The organism is Cellulomonas sp. GTC20042, assembly GCF_055389595.1.
Genome location: NZ_AP043678.1, coordinates 1531810 through 1552766 on the forward strand (window position 1 = coordinate 1531810; position 20957 = coordinate 1552766).

Here is a 20957-nt window from a genome sequence, read left to right on the forward strand (position 1 = left end):
GCAGGCTTCACGGCGCGCGAAGGGTGTTTTCGTGCACTCTCGGCGCGGGCTCAGGCGGTGAGGTGGGCGGGGGTGATCTCGAGCAGCTCGATCCGGGGTGCGGAGCCGATCGGCAGCGCGAGCGCGAGGGCGCCGACGTGGGATCCGCCGAGGTCCAGGTCGTCCACCCACCAGCGCGTGCCCGCGGGCGGGTCCGGCAGGTCGTCAGTGCGTGCAGGTCGATCCGTGTCTGCTGATCGGCCCGCTTCCGCCAGCATGTCGGTCGCTGCCACGCGCTGATCCGTCGCGACCACCTGTCGGCGGAGCGCCTCCTGCACCCGCGCGCCGCGGGGGTCGATCGCGAGGCCGGTGCCGGCGGCCTTGAGCAGGGCCTCGGTGCGCGCCCAGGTGCGCAGAGCCGGACCCCGGGCGCCGCCCGCGCCGGCATCGGCCGCGCTCGTACCCGCACTCGCCGCGTGGGTACCGGTGCCCACGCCCGCGTCAGCGCCCAGCGCCGCAAGCGCGGCGGCCTCGGCGTCCGCGCGCTCCACGTCCACCCCGACCGGCCCCGCGGCGCTCGCCGCGACGACCACCCGATCCGCGCACCGGCCGAGCGAGACGTGCGGCACCGGCCTGCCGTCGACGCGCCGGACCCGGGGCACGCCGTGGGTGGTGGCCCCGCAGCGCGGGCAGCGGCGGTCGACCCGGACCGCGTCGGCCGGCAACCCGCACACCTCGGCGGCGAGCGTCCGCACCAGCAGCAGCGAGAGCGCGACCGCCGGACGATCGACGGGTGCGGCCCGGGCGACGCGGTCGGACTCGGCGGGCAGCAGGGCCGTGGCCACCGCGACGGCCTCGGCGAGGTCGGCCCGAGCCCAGCGCACGCGCACGACCGCACCGGTCTCCTCGGTCGCCGCGTGCGTCACGCCCTCATCATGGCGCGCCGGAGCCGTCAGACCTGCGGGCTGCCCGGCGCGGGGGCGGGGGCGACCGGGATCGTGCGGGTGCGCAGGGCCGAGCGCACGTCCCAGTCCGAGCGACGCGCGAGCACCAGGCCGACCAGCAGCGCGCCGAGCAGCGGGCCGGTGCCGGCGGCGACCATGCCGATGCGCGGGCCGAAGTGCTCGCACACCCAGCCGATCAGCGTGCCGGAGATCCCCTGCGCGCCGAAGCCGGTGAGGATGTAGAGGCTCATCACCCGGCCGCGCAGGTGCGGGGCGACGGTCATCTGCACCAGGGTGTTCGAGCTGGTCAGGTACATGATCGTGCACAGCCCCATCGCGACCAGCGCCACGATGAACACCGGGCGCGAGGGGGCGGCGGCGGCGAGCAGCTGGATCGTGCCGACGGCGGCGGCGAGCAGCACGAGCGTGAGCAGGCGACCTCCGCGACGACGTCCGGCGAGCACCGCCCCGATCAGGGCGCCGACCGCGAGCATCGAGTTGAGCAGCGCGTACCCGCCGGCGTCGGTGGCGAACACCCCGTCGGCCCAGGCGGCGAGCACGGTCGCCATGTTGACGCCGGTGATCGAGACGAAGCCGAGCAGCACGGTCGCCCACAGGATGCGCGGGCTGCGCCGGGCGTGCCGCAGGCCCTCGCGCAGCTGGCCCTTGGCGCGCTCGACGCGCGGGGGAGCCGTGAGCTCGGACGGACGCATGGCGGTGAGCAGCACCACGGCGACCAGGCAGGCGATGGCGTTGAGCTCGAAGGTCCAGCCCTGGCCGACCAGGTTGATCAGCACGCCGGCGACGCCGGGGCCGACCAGCCCGCCGAGCTGGAACACCGCGGAGTTGATGCTGATCGCCTGGCGGAGGTGCGCCGGACCGGCGACCTCGTGCACGAATGCCTGCCGCGCGGGGTTGTCGAAGGCGGTCGCGATGCCGCCGACCAGGGCGCCGGCGAGCACGTGCCACGCCTGGACGTGCCCGGTGAGCGCGAGCACGCCGATCGTGGCGGCGGACAGCCCGAAGATCGACTGGGTGACCATGAGCAGCTTCCGGCGGTCCACCCGGTCGGCGAGCATGCCGCCGAGCAGCCCGAAGGCGAGCACCGGCAGCAGCTGGAGGGTGACGGTGAGGCCGACCCACGCGGCGGAGCCGGTGAGCGTGAGCACCAGCCAGTCCTGGGAGACGCGGGCCGCCCAGCCGAAGGTGTTGGTGAGCACCTGCGAGGTGACGTAGAGCCGGAAGTTCCGCACACCGAGCGCGTCGCGGATCGTGCTGCGCTGCACGGCGGCGGTGTCGGCGGTGCGCTGGTGCGGGACGGCGCGGGCGGTGCCGCGGGCGGCACGGACGGTGCGGGAGAGGCGGGTGCGGGTCGGGGACGGGGACGGGCGGCGGGCCGAGGGCACGGAAGGTCCTTGCTGCGGGATGCGGGTGCGGTGTCGTGGCGGACGCGGATCGTGGACGTCTGGTCCCTCTACGGTACGGTCCGTCACGGCGATTCCTTCACGTCATGCACGCTCTCAGTGTGATCATGGTTCGTGATAAGTGGCCCGCGTCACCGCAGGTCATCGAGCCGATCGACCCGGCCACGCCGACGAGGAGCAGCACGTGTTTGACCCGGACCAGCTCCGCTCGTTCCTCGCCGTTTCCGAGTCGTTGAACTTCACGCGGGCTGCCGCGCGGCTGGGTCTGTCGCAGCCCACGATCAGCCAGCACGTGCGCAAGCTCGAGGCCGCCGCCGGGCGCCGCCTGCTGGATCGGGACACCCGCGGCGTCGCGCTCACCGACAACGGTCAGGCCATGGCGGGTTTCGCCCGCACGATCCTCGCGGCGCACGACGAGGCCACCCGCTACTTCGCCGGGTCGGCCATGCACGGCCGGCTCCGGTTCGGCGCCGCCGACGACCTCGCGCTCGCCCAGCTGCCGCGGGTGCTGCGCGACTTCCGGCGGCTGCACCCGCGGATCAACCTCGAGCTGACCGTCGCGCAGAGCGGCGCCCTGCACCGGCGGCTGCTGGCCGGTCAGCTCGACCTGGTGTTCCTCAAGCAGGCGGCGGGGCGCACCGAGGGACAGCTGGTCCGCCGGGACCGGCTGGTGTGGGTCGGGCTGGCCGGCACCGTGATCGAGGCGGGCGCGCCGGTGCCGCTGATCACCTACCAGGGCGCCTCGCTCACCCGGCAGACGGCGGTGCGCGCGCTCACCGACGCCGGGCGGACCTGGCGGGTGACCTGCAAGACCGTCGAGGTGAACGGCGTGCTCGCGGCCGTGCGCGCCGGGATCGGGATCGCGGTCTTCGCGCAGAGCCTGATCCCGTCCGACCTGGTGCAGCTGCCCGCCGGCCTCGGCCTGCCCGAGCTCGGCGACGTGGACATCACCCTGGTCGCCAACCCGCAGTCCCCGCGCGAGCCGATCGAGGCGCTGACCTCCGCGATCCTGGACCAGGCGCCGCGCTGAGCCGGGGGTGTGATCTCGGCCGCGGACCCGCCGCGCGCACCGGCACCTGCGCTACCGTCGGGCCGCCCTACCGGCGATGACGTCGCGGGGCGCACCGATCAGCACCACCGAGAGGACACCCCGTGCCCAGCGCCGACTACTTCCTGCAGGGATCGCCCGAGGCCGCCCGGCAGGCCTTCGCCGCCGCGCTCGCCGAGCACGGCTTCACGGTCGACTCCACCACCCCCGGCGGCTGGCTGGTCGCCCGCGGGTCCAAGGCCGCGACGTTCTGGCTCGGTGCGTGGGCGGGCCGCAAGCGGCAGCGCCTGGAGTACCGCGTCGACTTCTTCGACCACCAGGGCACCCCGGTGGCGCGGTTCGGCCGGGACGGCGGTGCCGGCGTGATGGGCGGCGCGGTCGGGATCGCCCGCTCGAACAACGTCTTCGGCGAGGTCAGCGAGGCGGTCGCCGCCCGGCTGCACGCGCAGGGCCTGCTGCTCAACCTGGTCCGCGGCGCCTGACGCGAGCCGATCACCGGGACGTGACGGGGTGGCCCTCGTCACGTCCCGGTCCATGGTCGGAGGAAATGGCGGCGACACACTCCGTCGTTACCCTCGAGGAGGTCCACGAGGATCGTGGGCGCAGACGAGGGAGAAGTCGTGGCACAGGGTGTGGTGGCCGACGGCCTGCAGGTCGGGTACGCGGCGATGCTGGAGCAGTTCCATCCGACGGAGGCCGTCGAGCTGTCCGCCTACGCGGAGTCCCAGGGGTTCCTCGGGACCATGGCGGCCGACCACTACCAGCCGTGGGTGCCGCAGCAGGGCCAGTCGGCGTTCGTGTGGAACGTGCTCGCGGCGCTCGGCGAGCGGACCACCGGCGACATGGGTCCCGGCGTGACCGCGCCGACCTTCCGCTGGCACCCCGCGATGGTGGCGCAGGCCTCCGCGACGCTGGCCGCCATGTACCCGGGCCGGCACTGGCTGGGCCTCGGCTCCGGCGAGGCGCTGAACGAGCACATCACCGCCGGCTACTGGCCGGAGGCCCCGGAGCGGATCAACCGCATGTTCGAGGCCATCGAGATCATCAAGAAGCTGTTCACGGCCTCGCTCGCCGGCAAGGACGTCAAGCACGCCGGGCAGTTCTACAAGCTCGAGTCGACCCGGCTGTGGACCATGCCGGAGGTCGCCCCGGAGATCCTGGTCGCCACCGCCGGCCCGGTCACCGCCAAGCGCGCTGGCCGGCACGCCGACGGCCTGATCACCGTCGGCGCCCCGCTGGAGAAGATCAGCGGCCTGTTCGGCAAGTTCGACGAGGGCGTCCGCGAGTCCGGCCGTGACCCGCAGGACCTGCCCAAGGTGCTCCAGCTGCACCTGTCGTGGGCCGAGACCGACGAGCAGGCCATGGAGAACGCCATGGTCGAGTGGCCCAACGGCGGCATGAAGTTCCCGAAGGGCGACATCCGCTCGCCCTTCGACTTCGCGCAGATGGCCAAGCTCGTGCGCCCGGAGGACTTCGAGGGCCGCATGGTGATCTCCGCCGACCCCGACGTGCACCGCGCCGAGATCCAGAAGTACGTGGACCTGGGCTTCGACCGGATCTACCTGCACAACGTGGGCCGGAACCAGCGCGAGTGGATCGACGTGTTCGGCCGCGACGTGCTGCCGAAGCTGGTGCGCTGACCGTGACGCAGGCCGCTGACGTGCTCAGCGCGTGGGGCGTCCCCGGGATCGGCGAGATCCGGCCCGGGGACGACCTGGCCGTGCTGATCGGCGACGCGCTGGCCGCCGACGCCGTCGCGCGCCCGGCGACCGCCCCGCAGGACGGCGACGTGCTGGTCGTCACCAGCAAGATCGTGTCCAAGGCCGAGGGGCGGATCGTGCGCGCCGACGACCGCGAGGACGCGATCACCGCCGAGACCGTGCGCGTGGTCGCCACCCGCGAGCACCCGGGCGGGATCACCCGGATCGTGGAGAACCGGCTCGGCCTGGTGATGGCCGCCGCCGGCGTCGACGCCTCGAACACCGACGAGGGGACCGTGCTGCTGCTCCCCGAGGACCCCGACGCCACCGCCCGCACGCTGCGTGCCACGCTGTCCGCGCGCTTCGGGGTGCGGCTCGGCGTGCTGGTGTCCGACACCGCCGGTCGTCCCTGGCGGCAGGGGCAGACCGACATCGCGATCGGCGCCGCCGGGGTCGTCGTGCTGGACGACCTGCGCGGCTCGACCGACACCCACGGCCGGCCGTTGCAGGTGAGCATGGCCGCCGTCGCCGACGAGATCACCGCCGCCGCCGAGCTGGTCAAGGGCAAGGCCACCGGCGTCCCGGTCGCCGTCGTGCGCGGGATGGCCCACGTGGTCACCGCCGAGGACGGCCCCGGCGCCCGCACGCTCACCCGCACCGGCCCGGACGACATGTTCGCCGAGGGCACCGCGGAGGCCTACGCGCGCGGGTGGAAGGACGCGGCCGGCTCCGGGGGCGTCGCCGGCTGACCCCCCAGGCACGATCGGGCCGGGGCGCGCACGTCGCGCCCCGGCCCGAGCTGCGGATCGATCAGTGCTGCTGCGCCTGCGCCGCCATCTGCGCGGACTGCCCGGTCGCCCCGGGCTCACCGGCTGCGATCGGCTCGGCGATCACCGCGGTGCCGTAGGCGCACACCTCGCTGAACTGGCCCAGCGAGTCGGTGTCGAAGCGCATCGCGACGATCGCGTTCGCGCCGAGCCGCTGCGCCTCCTCGGTCATCCGGCGCATCACCTCGTGCCGGCTCTCGTACATGATCTTCGTGTACTCGGGGATCTCGCCGCCGCCCAGCGAGCGGAAGCCCGCCGTGAAGCTCGCGCCGATGTTGGTCGAGCGCACCGTCAGGCCCATCGCCTCGCCCAGCACCGCCTGGATCCGGTAGCCGGGGATCTCGTTCGTCGTCACCACGATCATGGGGCGATCGTGCCAGGTCGAGGGCCGGGGCGCGTCATGCTCAGCGCGTGGTGGTGGGTGGATCGGCGCGGCGCGCGGATCGCCCTGCGGCCGGGCCTAGCATCGACGGCGACCGCCGGTCGCACCCGCGGCCGGTCGGTGATCGACCAGGAGGAGGCCCACCGTGGGCGATTTCGAGAAGCTCCAGTACGGCGGCGGCGCATGGGGCGGCGACCTCGCCGCGACACCGAGCCTGGCGATCGAGGTGCACGACAGCGACATCGCGGTGATCGACTACCGGCCCGTGCCGGAGGGCGCCTCCGGGCGGTTCTACCTCGGCTTCCAGCCGCGCGACTACTACGACGACCCGGCGGAGAGCGAGCCGGTCGACCTCGCCGCCGAGGCCGAGGGCTTCGCCGCCTGGGCGGAGTCGATCGGTGCCGACGACGTGCGGCCGAGCGAGGTGCGGCGGCTGATGGCCGTCGAGGGCGAGGAGCCCGAGGACACCTTCGTGGAGGAGACCGTCGAGCGGCTGGTGCGGCTGATCGGGCTGCCGGTGCCGGACGCGCTGCGGGGGTAGCGGCGCGTCAGCCCTTCGCGGCGCGGGCGGCGGCCTTGGCGGCCTGCTTGGTCTCGCGCACCGCGCGCAGGGAGTCCGGGTCGCGCACGTCGGCGATCGAGCGCGGCACGTCGTCGCCGTAGGCACCGGCGGCCTCGCGCCAGCCGGCGGGCGTGACCCCGCGCTGCTTGCCGAGCAGGGCGAGGAAGATCCGCGCCTTCTGGTCGCCGAATCCGGGCAGGGCCTTGAGCCGCCGCAGCACGGTCGCGCCGTCGGGGTCGCCGTCGGTCCAGATCCGCGTCACGTCGCCGTCGTGCTCCTCGACGATCGCACGGGCGACGGCCTGGATCCGTCCGGCCATCGAGCCGGGGAACCGGTGCACGGCGGGCGGGGTGGCGCACAGGGCCGCGAACGCCTCGGGGTCGGCGTCGGCGATCCGGTGCACGTCGAGGCCGTCCATGCGGGCGGCGATCTTGGCCGGGCCGGCGAAGGCGGACTCCATGGTGACCTGCTGGTCGAGGAGCATCCCGACGAGCAGGGCGAACGGGTCCTCGTCGAGCAGACGGTCGGCGGAGGCGTCGCCGGTCAGCCACAGGGTCATGCCGTCATGGTCGCACCCGGTGGCAAGATCGGCTTCGGGCCGAGCGAGGAGGCAGGCAGATGGGCGAGGTCACGGACTACGTCGCCGGGCTGGACGAGCCGGGACGGTCGCTGGTGGCGCGGCTGGTGGAGCGCGCACGGGCTGCCGTGCCGGAGGTCGAGGAGGGCCGCTCCTACGGGATGGCGGCGCTGCGCTACCGGGGCCGACCCCTGGTGGCGGTGGTCAGCGGCGCCCGGGGCGTGACGGTGTACCCGTTCAGCTCGGAGGTGACGGCGGCGGTGCACGCGACCGTGCCGACGTTCCCGGCGAGCAAGGGCGGCATCCGGTGCACGGTCGCGGAACCGCTGCCGGACGCGGCCTTCGACGCGCTGGTGTCCGGCCGGCGGGACCAGATCGACACCGGGACGGGCCCGCGGCCGTGATCCTCAGGTGTGCTCGTGCAGCAGGTGCAGCAGCGCACGCTCCTGCTCACCGGTGACCCAGAGGTTGTCGCCGCCGGCGAAGTGCACGCGGGTGCCGTCGCGCCCCTGACGGACGTAGGTGATCGCGTCGACGTTGACGGTCAGGGCGTCGTCGGGGTTGCCCGACTGCAAGGTCACGAACTCGGCCATGCACGGACCCTGGCACCGATCACCGACCCCGGCAACAGGCCGGACACCTGCCGCGCGTAGGGTGCTCGGGTGCTGGTCGGACGGTGGGTCGTGGTCGTGCCCGTGAAGGACGCGAGCCGGGGCAAGACCCGGCTGGCCGAGGTGCTGGAGCCCGGGGCGCGGGCGGCGCTGGTGCGGGCGATGGCCCTGGACACGGTGGACGCGGTGCTCGCGGCGCCGGAGGTCGGTCGGGTGCTGGTCGTGACCGCGGATCCGGTCGTGTCGATCGAGGCGGCGCGTGATCCCCGGGTGCGCGTGCTGCCGGAGCCGGACGGCGCGGCGACGGGAAGCGGGTGGGCGGCGCTCGATCGGGCGGTGTCCACGGGCGTCGACGCGGCCCGCACGGAGGTCCCCGGTGCGCCGGTCGGGGTGCTGCTCGGCGATCTGCCCGGCCTGGATCCCGCCGAGCTCGGCGCGGCGCTGCGTGCGGCGGCGGAGCACCCGCGCGCGGTGATCCCGGACGCCGAGGGCACCGGGACGACGCTGCTCACGGTCGCGGCGGGGGAGCCGTTCACGCCCCGGTTCGGCGGCGGGTCGGCGGCCGCGCACCGGGCGCTCGGGCACGTGGCGATCGACCTGCCCGCCGGGTCGACCCTGCGGCAGGACGTGGACGTGCCGGCAGACCTGACCGCGCTGGTCGCACGGGGGATCGGTGGGCGCACGGGCACGCTGCTGCGACGGCTCGCGCCGCTGCCGGGGGTCGCCGGGCCGGTCGCCTGATCGGCGCGCGGGCGGGTCGCCGGTCGGCTCAGCGCTCGACCAGGGCCAGCGCCTGCGCCGCGATCCGTGCGGTGGTCGGCACGTCGTGCATGAGCGTGCCGGTGGCCGCCGCGCGCCAGCCGTCGGCGGTCAGTGCCTCGGCGGCGTCGGCGTCCACGGTGTCGACCAGCCAGCCGTCCAGCACGCCCAGCTCGCCGGTGGCGGTCACGGTCCCGCGCCGGCCGAGGTGCCGGGCGACGGCCTCGGCGGTGGCGTCGACGTCGATCGCGGCCAGGCACTCGGCGGCCATGCCGCGCACGGGCGCCCCGCCGACGATCCCGGAGATCCCGACCACCGGGGCCGGGGTGGCCGCCAGCGCGGCACGGATGCCGGGGACGCCGAGGATCGTGCCGACCGACACCACCGGGTTGGACGGCGGCACGACCACCACGTCGGCGCTGCTCAGCGCGTCGAGCACCCCCGGGGCCGGGGCGGCGGACTCGACGCCGACCTGCACGAACCGGCGGGCAGGCAGGGCGGCGCGGTGCCGCACCCACCACTCCTCGAAGTGGATCAGCCGGCCGTCCTCGACCTCGACGTGGGTCTCGACCGGCTGGTCGGACATCGGCAGCAGCCGGACGTCGACCCCGGTGCCACCGGTGAGGTCCCAGCGTCGGCACAGCCGCTCGGTGGCCTGCGACAGGGTCAGCCCCTCGTGCAGCCACTGGGTGCGCGCCAGGTGGGTGGCGAGGTCGAGGTCGCCGAGGGTGAACCACTCCCAGCCGACGTCGTAGGCCGCCAGGTCGGCGCTGACCCGCGCGGACTCCTCGCGACGGCCCCAGCCCTGCTCCTCGTGCACGGCGCCGCCGAGCGTGTACATGAGCGTGTCGAGGTCGGGGCAGACCCGCACACCGTGCAGCCACATGTCGTCGCCGGTGTTGGCGATCACCGTGACCTCGCAGGGCACGCCGCGGTCGTGCAGCAGGGCGAGCAGGCCGCGGGTGAAGCGGGCGCCGCCCACGCCGCCGGACAGGACGGTGACCTTCATCGGGCTCCCTCGGTGACGGGGTGGGGGATCGGGACCGGGGCGGGATCGCCGAACGCGATCACCGGCCGTCCGGTCGCCGGGTGCGTCATGACCTCGCAGTCCACGCCGTAGACGTCCCGCACCAGGTCGGCGGTGAGCACGTCGCGCGGGTCCCCGGCGGCGACCAGGCGGCCCCCGGCGAGCACCAGCACGTGCGCGCAGTACGCGGCGGCGAGGTTGAGGTCGTGCAGGGCGGCGACGGTGGTGGTGCCGAGATCGCGGACGAACCGGAGCAGCGCGAGCTGGGCGCTGACGTCCAGGTGGTTGGTCGGCTCGTCGAGCAGCAGCAGCTCGGGCTCCTGGGCCAGCGCCCGGGCGATGTTGACCCGCTGCCGCTCGCCGCCGGACAGCGCGGACCAGGGGCGATCGGCGAGGTGCGCGGCGTCGGCGGCGTGCAGGGCGCGGTCGACGGCGGTCTCGTCGGTGTCGGCGCCCCAGAGCGTGCGGTAGGGGATCCGCCCGAGGGCGACCACCTCGCGCACGGTCAGCGGCACGGTCGAGGACGACTCCTGCTCCAGCAGGGCCACCCGGCGGGCGCGGTCGCGGCGGCCGATCGTGTGCACCGGGACGCCGTCCACGAGCACCGCGCCGGCCTCGGGATCGAGCAGCCCGGCGACCAGCCGCAGCAGCGTCGTCTTGCCGGCGCCGTTGGGGCCGAGCAGCCCGGTGAGCGCCCCCGTCGGCGGGGTGGCGTCCACGCCGTCGACCACCCAGCGCCCGCCGAGCCGGGTGCCGACGCCCGCGATCCTCAGGTCCATGCGCTGCCTCCGCCGTTGCGCCGTCGCAGCAGCACCGCGAACACCGGCACGCCGATCAGGGCGGTGACGATGCCGACCGGCAGCTCGCGCGGGTCGAACAGGGTGCGGGCACCGGTGTCCGCCCACACCAGGAAGATCGCGCCGGTCACCGCCGCCACCGGCAGCAGCCGCCGGTGCGCGGGGCCGGTCAGCGCCGACACCACGTGCGGCAGCACCAGGCCGACGAAGCCGATCGACCCGGACACCGCGACCATCGCGCCGGTGAGCAGCGCGACCAGGGTCATCAGGGTCCAGCGCGTGCGGTCCACGTCGATGCCGAGGGCCGCCGCGGCGGTGTCACCGAAGGCGAACGCGTCCAGCCGCACCCCGCTCGCGATCAGCACCACGCCGACCAGCACCAGGGCGATCCCGGCGATGGCCACGCTCTGCCACGTCGACCCGGCGAGCGAGCCGAGCAGCCAGTTGAGGATCTCCCGGTAGGAGTCGCCGGTGGACGACCAGAAGATCACGAAGGACGTGCCCGCCGCCGCGAGCTGCGACACCGCCAGCCCGGCCAGCACCGCGCGCCCCGGGGTGAGCACCCCGCCGACCCGCGCCAGGCTGAGCGTGGCGACCAGCGCGAGCAGCGCACCGCCGAAGGCCGCCACCGGCAGCAGCAGCCCGACGCCGAGGATCAGCACCGCCACCGCGCCGAGCGACGCCCCGGAGGACAGCCCGAGCAGGTACGGGTCGGCCAGCGGGTTGCGGGTGAGCGACTGCATGACCGCCCCGGCCAGCGCCAGCCCGGCGCCGACCGCCGCACCGGTGAGCACCCGCGGCAGCCGCAGGTCCCACACGATCGCGTCGGTCAGCACCGGCACCCCGCCCGGCTCGCCCGCCCCCGCGCCCAGGTGCAGGTGCCCGGCGATGCTGCGCGCGACGTCCGGCACCGCGATGTCCGCGGGCCCGATCGTGACGCACACCAGCACGGTCGCGACCAGCAGCACCAGGCCGACGCCGAGCAGCACGCCGAGCGGCAGCCGGCGGGCCGGGATGCTCGGCGCGACGGCGCGCGAGGCCGCAGGGGCCGTGGGGGCGGGGGACGGGCGGGGCACCGCTGCTCAGCCCTCCAGCGCGGCGAGCTGCGCGGCCAGGTCGACCACGGCGTCGGCGTTCCGCACGCCCGCCTCGGCCGCCGGGAACGGGATCGTCAGGTAGCGGTGCTCCTTCACGGCGGTGAGCTGCGCGGTCGCCGGGTTGCCCTCGAGCATCTCGATCTTGGACGCCGCGGTGTTCCAGGTGGCGTCGACCAGCACGATCACGTCCGGGTCGGCGGCGACGACCTGCTCCCAGCCGGCGGAGGTCCAGGTGTCGTGCACGTCCGCGAAGATGTTGGTGAGCCCCGCGGCGTCCATCATCATCTGCGGCGCACCGATCCCCGCGCCGACGTAGGGGGTGTCCGAGCCGGAGGAGTACCAGAGCGCGGTGACCTCGTCCGCCGGCTTCTCGACCGACGCCAGCGCGGCCTCCTGCTCGGCGATCAGGTCCTCCGCACGGTCCTGCACGCCGAACACCGAGGCGATCTCCCGGATCTCGTCGAACAGCCCGTCGAAGGTCAGCGGGTCGGGCATGTAGCCCTCTTCCTTGCAGGCCGCCGGCGACACGTAGGTGCCGATGCCGAGGCCCTGGAGCGTCGCACGCTCGCCGGCGCCGTCGGCGGAGAAGTTCGACTCCCACCCGGCGTAGACGAAGTCGGGCTGCACCTCGAGCAGGGCCTCCTGGTCGGGGACCTTGTCGGAGAGCACGGGGATCGCGGCGTACGCGTCGGTCTGGTCGTCGGGCACCGGGCCGTCGGAGAACGCGGTGCCGACCATGCGGTCGCCCAGCCCGAGGGCGAGCAGCATCTCGATCGAGGTCGACTTGATCGCGACGACCCGCTCGGGCGGGGTGTCGACGGTGACCTCGGTGCCGCAGTTGTCCAGGGTGATCGGCGTGAACGCGGTCTCGGTGGCGGCGGCGCTGCTGCCGCTGTCCGTGGGGGCTGCGGCGTCGCCGGAGCCGGAGCCGCAGGCGGCCAGGACGGCCACCGCGAGCACGGCGGGCAGGGCGATCAGGGGGCGGGGGAGGTGACGCATCGGTGCTCCTGACAGGTGCGGTCCGTCGCGGGGTGCGCCGAGGCGCGGGGCGGCGGGACCGGTGCGGCCGGGTCGCCGGGAGGGCGGGCGGCCCGGTCCGACGGTGGACGCTGGTCAGCACGCCGGGGCTGCGACCAGCCGCGGGGCGTGCGGAGTGAGGGGGAGGGTGCACGTCGCGCCCGTGGATGCGTCGCCCAGACCGGGCGGCGGCCTCCGGGCCACGTCCGGCCCGGTCCGCTGCACACCCTACGCCCAGCCCACCCGGGTCCGACCAGCCCGTCCGCGCGCCGGCCCGTGCGCGTCCCCGCGCCGAAGTTGCACGAAGGCAGGCTTCGCGCGCGCTGAAGCCTGCGTTCGTGCAACCTCGCCGCATCCGGGCGCGAGGCCCGCGATCGAGAGGGCGATTCCTGTCGGTCGATGCCGGGTTTGGGCGACAGTGATCGACCTCTCGACGAGAGAGGGCGCGGACGCGCGGGCTCAGGGGGCGGCAGCGAGGGCGAGGGCGCGGGCGACCTGGTGCACGGTCTCGGGCGGTCCGGACAGCCCCGCGACCGTGACCCGCACGTGCCCGTCCGGCGCGGCGTGCCCGTCGGACGTCCCGCGCCCGGACGCCGCACCGGCCGCCGACGCGGCCGCGACACCCGCGCCCGCCCCCGCAGCCACCCCGGCGCTCGGCTCGGCCTGGAACGGGCGACCCCGCGCGACGCGGATGCCGGCGGCCTCCAGCCGGACCAGCGCGGTCGGCTCGTCGGCGACCGGCACCCAGAGGTTGATCCCGTCGCCGGGCTGCACGTCGACGCCGAGGTCGGCCAGGGCCGTGGTGAGGGCGCGCTGCCGGGCGTAGTACACCCGGCGGGCCTGCGCGACGGCGTCCATCGCGTCGCCGTCGGTCAGCAGGTCCACCAGCAGGTGCTGGAGCAGGCGGCTGGTCCAGCCCGGTCCGAGCATCCGGCGTGCGATCACCCGGTCGAGCACGGCCGCCGGCCCGCCCATGGCGGCGATCCGCAGGTCGGGCCCGTGGGACTTGGAGTACGAGCGGACGTGCACCACGCGGTCGGGCAGGTGGCTGCCGAGGGAGACGTCGGCGCTGGAAGCGATCTCCCCGGAATGGTCGTCCTCGATCACGTGCACGTCGGATCCGGGCGAGGCGGCCAGGTGCGTGCGGATGACCGCGGCGAGCTCGCGGGCACGGGTGGAGGACATGGACACGCCGGTGGGGTTGTGCGCGCGGGGCTGCAGCACGATCACCTCGGCTCCGGTGCGCAGCGCGGTCTCCAGGGCGTCGGGGCGCAGGCCGGCGCGGTCCAGGGGGACCGGGACGCGTTCCAGGCCGAGCTGGTCGCACAGGTCGAAGATCGGCGGGAAGCCCGGGTCCTCCACGATCACCCGGTCGCCGAAGCCCGCGACCTGCTCCAGGGTGCGGCTGAGCGCGTCGACGGCGCCGTCCACGACGGTGACCCGCTGCGGGGTGAACGGCCAGGACGCGCGCAGCAGCCGCTCCAGCGGCTCGACCACCGGCGCGCCGAGGTAGGAGCCTGTGCCGGCGGCGGGGGTGCGCCGGGCGGTCCGGCCGAGCGCGGGGGCGAGCGGGGGCAGCAGCGCGGGGTCGGGCGTGCCGGTGGACAGGTCGAGGCGGGGCAGCCCGCGGCGGGCGGTCGAGAACGGTGCCGCGATCCGGTCGGCGGCGGTCGGATCGGCAGGCCTCGTCGCGTCCCTGACGCGCGACCCGCCGCCGTCCACCCGTGGCACCCCGCCGTCCACCCGCTCCGCGGGGTCCAGCTCCACCCGCCCGCCCTGCGCCATGTCCCGGTACCGCGGCGGCAGCCAGGACGCCGGCTCGGGCAGCACCACGGTCCCGGCGCGCCCGCGCGAGGCGACCAGCCCGACGGCGGCCAGCGCCTGCCAGGCACCGCTCACGGTGGCGGGGCTGACGCCGAGGTCGGCGGCGAGCCGGCGCACGGTGGGCAGGCGGTCGCCGGGCCGCAGGTCGCCGTTGCGCACCAGGCGCGAGACGGCGGCGGCGATCCCTCGAGGACTGCGGTCCTCCACGTGCTGGACCACGTCCATGCCCGCCATGGTGCCTCCGCCCAGGAACCCCTCCGCGCCCCGTGAACGGTCCCGGCGCAGTGTTTACCTGCACGTCACGAACGTTCTCGGGACGGAAACGCCGGGTAACGCCGCAGAAATGTTCAAGCCCCAGAGTCACATTCCACGGCGAGGAGGCCCGGGCAGGCTGACCATCGCCACCGGGGACCGCCGTGCGAGCCGAGCACCGATCAGCGGAGGAACCCCATGACAGTCGTGCGTGTCGCGTTCACCCAGGCCACCTGGACGGGCGACAAGGAGTCGATGATCAAGCTGCACGAGGACTGGACCCGTGAGGCCGCCTCGGCCGGTGCCCAGATCATCGGCTTCCAGGAGCTGTTCTACGGCCCGTACTTCGGGATCACCCAGGACACCCAGTACTACGACTACGCCGAGACGATCCCCGGCCCGACCACCGACCGGTTCTCGGCGCTGGCCAAGGAGCTGGGCATCGTGGTCGTGCTGCCGATCTACGAGGAGGACCAGCCGGGCGTCCTCTACAACACCGCCGTCGTGATCGACGCGGACGGGACCGTGCTGGGCAAGTACCGCAAGCACCACATCCCGCACCTGCCGAAGTTCTGGGAGAAGTTCTACTTCCGTCCCGGCAACCTGGGCTACCCGGTGTTCGAGACCGCGGTCGGCAAGATCGGCGTGAACATCTGCTACGACCGGCACTTCCCGGAGGGCTGGCGGGTGCTCGCGCTGAACGGCGCCGAGATCGTGTTCAACCCGAACGCGACCGCCCCCGGCATCTCCAACAAGCTGTGGGAGGTCGAGCAGCCGGCGGCCGCGGTCGCGAACGGCATGTTCATCATCGCGAACAACCGCGTGGGCCTCGAGGACAACGAGTACGGCGACGAGGCGGTCAACTTCTACGGCTCGTCCTACGCGGTCGGCCCGGACGGCAACTACGTCGGCGAGGTCGGCTCCACCAGCGAGGACCAGCTGCTGATCCGCGACCTCGACCTGGAGCAGATCCGCACCACGCGCGAGCGGTGGCAGTTCTTCCGCGACCGCCGTCCGGACGCCTACGGCGCGATCGTCGCCCCCTGATCACTGAGTCGACCCCGGAAGGAGCACCGCACATGAAGACCCTCATCACCGGCGGCACCGTCGTGAACGCGACCGGCCGCGGACCGGCCGACGTGCTGATCGACGGCGAGACCATCGTGGCCCTGCTCCAGCCGGGGTCGACCCTGCTGGGCGCGGACCTGAGCGCCACCGTGGACCGCGTGATCGACGCGACCGGGAAGTACGTGATCCCGGGCGGCATCGACGCGCACACCCACATGGAGATGCCGTTCGGCGGCACCTTCGCCTCGGACACCTTCGCCACCGGCACCACGGCGGCGGCCTGGGGCGGCACCACCACGATCGTGGACTTCGTCGTGCAGTACCCGCACGAGAACCCGATCGACCAGTACGCCCTGTGGCACGCCAAGGCCGCCGGGAACTGCGCGGTGGACTACGCGTTCCACCAGATCCTGTCCGACGTGCAGGACTCGTCCCTGCAGGCGATGGACGAGCTGATCGCGGAGGGCGTCACGTCCTTCAAGCTGTTCATGGCCTACAAGGGCGTGTTCCTGTCCGACGACGGGCAGATCCTGCGGGCGATGCAGAAGGCGTCGGACAACGGCGCGATGATCATGATGCACGCGGAGAACGGGTCGGTGATCGACACCCTCGTGCAGCAGCACGTGGCCCGCGGCGAGACCACCCCGTACTACCACGGCGTCTCACGCCCCTGGCAGGCGGAGGAGGAGGCCACCCACCGCGCGATCATGCTGGCCGACCTCACCGGCGCGCCGCTGTACATCGTGCACGTGTCCGCCAAGCAGGCCGCCGAGCAGATCGCGCTGGCCCGTGACAAGGGCCAGAACGTCTTCGGCGAGACCTGTCCGCAGTACCTGTACCTGTCGCTCGAGGACCACCTGGGCGCGCAGGGCAAGGAGTGGGGCGAGTTCGAGGGCGCCAAGTGGGTGTGCTCGACGCCGCTGCGCTCCAAGCACGAGGGCCACCAGCACCAGATGTGGAACAGCCTGCGGACCAACGACCTCCAGCTGGTGTCGACGGACCACTGCCCGTTCTGCATGAAGGACCAGAAGGACATGGGGATCGGCGACTTCTCCAAGATCCCCAACGGCATCGGCTCGGTCGAGCACCGGATGGACCTGCTCTACCAGGGCGTGGTCACCGGCGAGATCAGCCTGGAGCGCTGGGTGGAGATCTGCTGCACCACCCCGGCCCGGATGTTCGGCATGTACGGCAAGAAGGGCGTGCTCGCCCCGGGTGCCGACGCCGACGTCGTGGTCTACGACCCGAACGGCCACACCTCGATCGGCCTGGGCAAGACCCACCACATGAACATGGACTACTCCGCCTGGGAGGGCTTCGAGATCGACGGCCACGTCGACACGGTCCTGTCCCGCGGCGAGGTCGTCGTGGACGGCGGCGCGTTCCTGGGCCGGGTCGGCCACGGGCAGTACGTGAAGCGCGGCCTGTCCCAGTACCTGATCTGACCCCCACCCTCTCGACACGACAGGAGGCGCGCCCATGGAGTTCGGCGTCGTCATGCAGAACGACCCGCCCGCGTCCCGGGTGGTCGATCTGGCCCGCCAGGCCGAGACCCACGGCTTCGACTACGTGTGGACCTTCGACTCGCACCTGCTGTGGCAGGAGCCGTTCGTGGTGTTCTCGCAGATCCTCGCCGCGACCCGCAAGGTCAAGGTCGGGCCCATGGTGACCAACCCGGCCACCCGCGACTGGACGGTGCTCGCCTCGTCCTTCGCGACCCTGAACGAGATGTACGGCAACCGCACGGTCTGCGGCATCGGCCGTGGCGACTCCGCCGTGCGCACCCTGGCCGGCAAGCCGTCCAACCTGGCCACGCTGCGCGAGTCGATCCATGTGATCCGCGAGCTGGCGAACTCCCGGGCGGTGGAGCACAACGGACGCACCGTGCAGTTCCCGTGGTCCAAGGGCTCCGAGCTGGAGATGTGGGTGGCGGCCTACGGCCCGCTGGCCCTCAAGCTGACCGGCGAGGTCGGCGACGGCTTCATCCTGCAGTGCGCCGACCCGGACGTCGCGTCCTGGATGATCCGCACCGTCCGCGACGCCGCCGAGGCCGTGGGCCGGGACCCGGACGCGATCAAGTTCTGCGTCGCGGCGCCCATGTACGTCGGCGACGGCGACTCCCCGGCGGCACGGGCGCACATGCGCGAGCAGTGCCGCTGGTTCGGCGGCATGGTCGGCAACCACGTGGCGGACATCGTGGCCAAGTACGGCCAGGGCTCCTCCGTCCCGAAGGCCTTGACCGACTACATCGCGGGCCGCGAGGGCTACGACTACAACGAGCACGGCCGCGCCGGGAACTCGCACACCCAGTTCGTGCCGGACGAGATCGTCGAGCGGTTCTGCCTGATCGGCTCCCCGCGCGAGCACGTGGAGAAGCTCAACGCCCTGCGCGACCTCGGCGTCACGCAGTTCGCCGGCTACCTCCAGCACGACAACAAGGACGAGACGCTGCGGATGTACGGCGAGCGGGTGATCCCGGCGATGGCCGAGACGGTCGTGGCGACGGCATGACGGCCGTGGTCGTGCCCGTGAAGGCGCCGCGCGGCGTCGCCCGGCGGTTGCGGCCGGTCGCCCTCGGACTGGCCGCGCTCGTGCTGCTCGCCGCGCTGTGGGAGCTCGTCAAGGCGGTCGTGCCGGACGACGGGTGGAGCATCGGCGAGCTGCGGGTGCTCCCGCGCACCACCGACCTGGCCATGCCGCACGTCTCGGAGATGATCGCTCGGCTCGGCGAGCCGCTGACCGCGCAGCCCGGGGCCGACCCGCTGTGGCTGGCCGTGCTGCGCGCCGGGGGCACCAGCCTGCGGATCGCCACGGTGTCCTGGGTGATCGGCGTGGTGGTCGGCATGCTGCTGGCGCTGCTGATGAGCCGGTTCCGGATCGCGGAGTCCGCGGTGCTGCCGCTGGTGGTGCTCAGCCAGACCGTGCCGCTGATCGCGCTGGCCCCGCTGGTGAAGGGCTGGGGCTCCAAGCTCGAGCTCGGCTTCACCTGGGAGCCGTGGATGTCGGTCGCCGTGATCGCCTCCTACCTGGCCTTCTTCCCGGTGGCGGTGGGTGCCCTGCGCGGGCTCCAGTCGCCGGACACCCTGCACCGCGAGCTGTTCCAGGGCTACGCGGCGTCGTGGACGCAAGAGCTGATCCATCTGCGGCTGCCGGCCTCGGTGCCGCACCTGCTGCCCGCACTGCGCCTCGCGGCGACCAGCGCCGTCCTCGGCGTCGTGGTCGCGGAGGTCTCGACCGGGATGCCCGGAGGTATCGGACGCATGATCCTCGAGTTCGCCAACTTCGCCAGCAGCGATCCCGCCAAGCCGTGGGCGCCGATCTTCGGTGCCGTGCTGCTCGGCCTGATCGCCTCCGGCGCCGTCGCGCTGCTGGGCCTCGGCCTGGGCCGCTACCGCCGGGCGGAGGTGGCCGCATGAGCGCCGCCGCCGTCGAGGCCGCCGCCGCGGTCGAGGTCTCGGGTGTCGGCCGGGTGTTCCCCGCCGACGGCGGGCGCAGCGTGACCGCCCTGGAGTCCGTCGACCTGACGATCGCGGCGGGGGAGTTCGTCTCGCTGATCGGCCCCTCCGGCTGCGGCAAGTCGACGCTGCTCCGGCTGATCGCCGACCTGGACCGGCCGACCTCCGGATCGATCAGCGTCTTCGGGCGCTCTGCCGAGCAGGCCCGCCTCGCCCACGACTACGGCATCGCGTTCCAGCAGGCGGGTCTGCTGCCGTGGCGCACCGTGCGCGCCAACATCGAGCTGCCTCTCGCGCTGCACGGCGTCGGGCGGGCCGGCCGGCGGGAGCGCGCCGACGAGATGCTGGCGCTGGTCGGTCTGACCGACTTCGCCGACCACTTCCCGGACCAGCTGTCCGGCGGCATGCAGCAGCGGGTGGCCATCGCCCGGGCGCTCGCGGAGCGGCCGAGCCTGCTGCTGATGGACGAGCCCTTCGGCGCCCTGGACGAGATGACCCGCGAGCGGCTCCAGTCCGAGCTGGTGCGGATCTGCGCCGAGACGCAGGCGGCGGTCGTGTTCGTCACGCACTCGATCCCGGAGGCGGTGTTCCTCTCCGACCGCGTCGTGGTGATGTCCGCCCGCCCGGGCCGGATCGCCGGGATCGTGGACGTCGGCCTCGGCCGGTCGGGGGAGCGCGGGGACGACCTGCGCGAGGACGCCGGCTACTTCGCCGCCGTGACCGCGGTGCGCGAGGCGCTGCACGGCGGGGCCGAGGCCGTGCCGACCCGCGGCGTGGAGACCCGATGAGCCCGCGGGCGACCCGGATCGCGCACCGGCTGGCACCGGTGGTGCTGTTCGTCGCGCTGCTCGGCGGGTGGCAGGCGGTGGTGGTGCTCGGCGACGTGCCCGCGTTCCTGCTGCCCAGCCCGACGGCCATCGCCGGCGAGTTCCGCGAGTTCTTCCCGACGATCGCCTCCGCGGCCCTGGTCACCGGCACGAACGCGCTGGTCGGCCTGCTGATCGGCGCGGTGGTCGCCATCGCCGCCGCCGTGCTCGCCTCGGCGGTGCGGACCGTGGACGCGCTGCTCAACCCGGTGGTGGCGGGCCTGGCGGTGGTGCCGATCGTGGCGCTCGCGCCGGTGCTCTACACGATGTACGGCGCCTCGGTGGAGACCGGCCGGCAGATCGTGGTGGCCGTCGCGGTGGCGGTGCCGGTGTTCGTCAACACCCTGCGCGGCCTGCGCCAGGTCCGCCCGGTGCACCGCGACCTCATGCGGGCCTACGCCGCGACCCCCCGGCAGGCGGTGCGGGTGGTGACGATCCCGACCGCTCTCCCCTTCGTGTTCACCGGCCTGCGGCTGGCGTCCTCGCTGGCGGTGATCTCCGCGATCGTCGCCGAGTACTTCGGCGGGCCGCGCAGCGGGATCGGCTCGTTCATCACCACCGCCGCGGCGGGCTCCAACTACGCCCGCGCCTGGGCGTACGTGCTCGGCGGCGTGATCGTCGGGCTGCTGTTCTACGGGATCACCCTCGCCGTCGAACGGCGGGGGAGCAGGGGGATGCACCGCTCCTAGGGGCGGTGTGCACGTCCACCTGCCAGGGCCGTCAGGTGCAGGTTCCACCCAC

23 protein-coding genes are annotated in these 20957 nt (G+C 74.0%); 13 read left to right on the forward strand and 10 right to left on the reverse strand.

All coding sequences use genetic code 11. The features are described from left to right. Positions 1–50 precede the first annotated feature (50 nt). Together ACZ5HG_RS07085 and ACZ5HG_RS07090 are read right to left on the reverse strand one after the other, a co-directional pair. Complete coding sequence (locus ACZ5HG_RS07085) at positions 51–905, reverse strand: 4'-phosphopantetheinyl transferase family protein (RefSeq protein ID WP_464181367.1); 855 nt, start codon at positions 903–905, stop codon at positions 51–53. 26 nt (positions 906–931) lie between these two features. Further along, positions 932–2329 carry an MFS transporter gene (locus tag ACZ5HG_RS07090; protein WP_464181368.1) on the reverse strand — a complete coding sequence of 466 codons (1398 nt, stop codon included), beginning with the start codon at positions 2327–2329 and terminating at the stop codon, positions 932–934. A gap of 202 nt (positions 2330–2531) precedes the next feature. Here ACZ5HG_RS07090 and ACZ5HG_RS07095 point away from each other — a divergent pair, with 202 nt between their 5' ends. From ACZ5HG_RS07095 to ACZ5HG_RS07110, 4 genes are all read left to right on the forward strand, one after another. Next, positions 2532–3377 (forward strand): LysR family transcriptional regulator, encoded by an 846-nt coding sequence (locus ACZ5HG_RS07095; RefSeq protein WP_464181370.1) that lies wholly within the window; start codon positions 2532–2534, stop codon positions 3375–3377. Between the two features lie 122 nt (positions 3378–3499). Further along, positions 3500–3877, forward strand: coding sequence for a hypothetical protein (locus ACZ5HG_RS07100; protein ID WP_464181371.1), 378 nt, complete (start codon positions 3500–3502; stop codon positions 3875–3877). Positions 3878–4015: 138 nt separating this feature from the next. Then, on the forward strand, positions 4016–5035 hold the full coding sequence (locus ACZ5HG_RS07105) for a TIGR03557 family F420-dependent LLM class oxidoreductase (protein ID WP_464181374.1): 1020 nt from the start codon (positions 4016–4018) through the stop codon (positions 5033–5035). A 2-nt stretch (positions 5036–5037) separates the two neighbouring features. Next, positions 5038–5844 (forward strand): coenzyme F420-0:L-glutamate ligase, encoded by an 807-nt coding sequence (locus tag ACZ5HG_RS07110; protein ID WP_464181375.1) that lies wholly within the window; start codon positions 5038–5040, stop codon positions 5842–5844. 61 nt (positions 5845–5905) lie between these two features. On the opposite strand, the gene ACZ5HG_RS07115 is transcribed toward ACZ5HG_RS07110, so the two are convergent. Continuing rightward, positions 5906–6286: a YbjQ family protein gene (locus ACZ5HG_RS07115; protein WP_464181376.1), complete on the reverse strand. Its 381-nt coding sequence runs from the start codon at positions 6284–6286 to the stop codon at positions 5906–5908. Positions 6287–6449: 163 nt separating this feature from the next. On the opposite strand from ACZ5HG_RS07115, the gene ACZ5HG_RS07120 reads away from it, so the two are divergent. Further along, a complete protein-coding gene (locus tag ACZ5HG_RS07120; RefSeq protein WP_464181378.1) occupies positions 6450–6845 on the forward strand; it encodes a hypothetical protein in 396 nt (131 codons plus the stop codon). Positions 6846–6852: 7 nt separating this feature from the next. Here ACZ5HG_RS07120 and ACZ5HG_RS07125 read toward each other — a convergent pair whose 3' ends face one another. Beyond that, entirely contained in the window at positions 6853–7425 is a 573-nt protein-coding gene (locus ACZ5HG_RS07125; RefSeq protein WP_464181379.1) for an HhH-GPD-type base excision DNA repair protein, read from the reverse strand. Positions 7426–7484: 59 nt separating this feature from the next. Between ACZ5HG_RS07125 and ACZ5HG_RS07130 the strand changes: the two genes are divergently transcribed. Further along, on the forward strand, positions 7485–7847 hold the full coding sequence (locus ACZ5HG_RS07130; protein ID WP_464181381.1) for an iron chaperone: 363 nt from the start codon (positions 7485–7487) through the stop codon (positions 7845–7847). Between the two features lie 3 nt (positions 7848–7850). On the opposite strand, the gene ACZ5HG_RS07135 is transcribed toward ACZ5HG_RS07130, so the two are convergent. Then, positions 7851–8036, reverse strand: coding sequence for a hypothetical protein (locus tag ACZ5HG_RS07135; RefSeq protein WP_464181383.1), 186 nt, complete (start codon positions 8034–8036; stop codon positions 7851–7853). 69 nt (positions 8037–8105) lie between these two features. Here ACZ5HG_RS07135 and cofC point away from each other — a divergent pair, with 69 nt between their 5' ends. Further along, a complete protein-coding gene (gene cofC, locus ACZ5HG_RS07140) occupies positions 8106–8795 on the forward strand; it encodes a 2-phospho-L-lactate guanylyltransferase (RefSeq protein ID WP_464181385.1) in 690 nt (229 codons plus the stop codon). Between the two features lie 28 nt (positions 8796–8823). On the opposite strand, the gene cofD is transcribed toward cofC, so the two are convergent. From cofD to ACZ5HG_RS07165, 5 genes are all read right to left on the reverse strand, one after another. Next, positions 8824–9822 (reverse strand): 2-phospho-L-lactate transferase, encoded by a 999-nt coding sequence (gene cofD, locus ACZ5HG_RS07145; RefSeq protein WP_464181387.1) that lies wholly within the window; start codon positions 9820–9822, stop codon positions 8824–8826. Beyond that, positions 9819–10619: a putative F420-0 ABC transporter ATP-binding protein gene (locus tag ACZ5HG_RS07150; protein ID WP_464181388.1), complete on the reverse strand. Its 801-nt coding sequence runs from the start codon at positions 10617–10619 to the stop codon at positions 9819–9821. Before ACZ5HG_RS07150 ends, cofD begins: the two co-directional genes overlap by 4 nt. Further along, on the reverse strand, positions 10610–11713 hold the full coding sequence (locus ACZ5HG_RS07155; protein ID WP_464181391.1) for a putative F420-0 ABC transporter permease subunit: 1104 nt from the start codon (positions 11711–11713) through the stop codon (positions 10610–10612). Before ACZ5HG_RS07155 ends, ACZ5HG_RS07150 begins: the two co-directional genes overlap by 10 nt. Positions 11714–11719: 6 nt before the next feature. Then, positions 11720–12733, reverse strand: coding sequence for a putative F420-0 ABC transporter substrate-binding protein (locus ACZ5HG_RS07160; protein ID WP_464181392.1), 1014 nt, complete (start codon positions 12731–12733; stop codon positions 11720–11722). A 477-nt stretch (positions 12734–13210) separates the two neighbouring features. Then, complete coding sequence (locus tag ACZ5HG_RS07165; protein WP_464181394.1) at positions 13211–14800, reverse strand: aminotransferase-like domain-containing protein; 1590 nt, start codon at positions 14798–14800, stop codon at positions 13211–13213. A 225-nt stretch (positions 14801–15025) separates the two neighbouring features. Here ACZ5HG_RS07165 and ACZ5HG_RS07170 point away from each other — a divergent pair, with 225 nt between their 5' ends. The 6 genes from ACZ5HG_RS07170 to ACZ5HG_RS07195 are packed head-to-tail and all read left to right on the forward strand — an operon-like array spanning position 15026 to position 20905. Further along, entirely contained in the window at positions 15026–15874 is an 849-nt protein-coding gene (locus tag ACZ5HG_RS07170; RefSeq protein ID WP_464181395.1) for a nitrilase-related carbon-nitrogen hydrolase, read from the forward strand. 32 nt (positions 15875–15906) lie between these two features. Further along, the gene (gene hydA, locus ACZ5HG_RS07175) at positions 15907–17340 is read left to right on the forward strand and encodes a dihydropyrimidinase (RefSeq protein ID WP_464181396.1); all 1434 of its coding nucleotides are present in this window, start codon (positions 15907–15909) and stop codon (positions 17338–17340) included. Between the two features lie 34 nt (positions 17341–17374). Then, positions 17375–18406: a TIGR03842 family LLM class F420-dependent oxidoreductase gene (locus ACZ5HG_RS07180; protein WP_464181398.1), complete on the forward strand. Its 1032-nt coding sequence runs from the start codon at positions 17375–17377 to the stop codon at positions 18404–18406. After that, entirely contained in the window at positions 18403–19311 is a 909-nt protein-coding gene (locus tag ACZ5HG_RS07185; RefSeq protein WP_464181399.1) for an ABC transporter permease, read from the forward strand. Before ACZ5HG_RS07180 ends, ACZ5HG_RS07185 begins: the two co-directional genes overlap by 4 nt. Next, positions 19308–20138, forward strand: coding sequence for an ABC transporter ATP-binding protein (locus ACZ5HG_RS07190; RefSeq protein ID WP_464181401.1), 831 nt, complete (start codon positions 19308–19310; stop codon positions 20136–20138). Before ACZ5HG_RS07185 ends, ACZ5HG_RS07190 begins: the two co-directional genes overlap by 4 nt. Next, on the forward strand, positions 20135–20905 hold the full coding sequence (locus tag ACZ5HG_RS07195) for an ABC transporter permease (protein ID WP_464181403.1): 771 nt from the start codon (positions 20135–20137) through the stop codon (positions 20903–20905). Before ACZ5HG_RS07190 ends, ACZ5HG_RS07195 begins: the two co-directional genes overlap by 4 nt. Positions 20906–20957 lie beyond the last annotated feature (52 nt).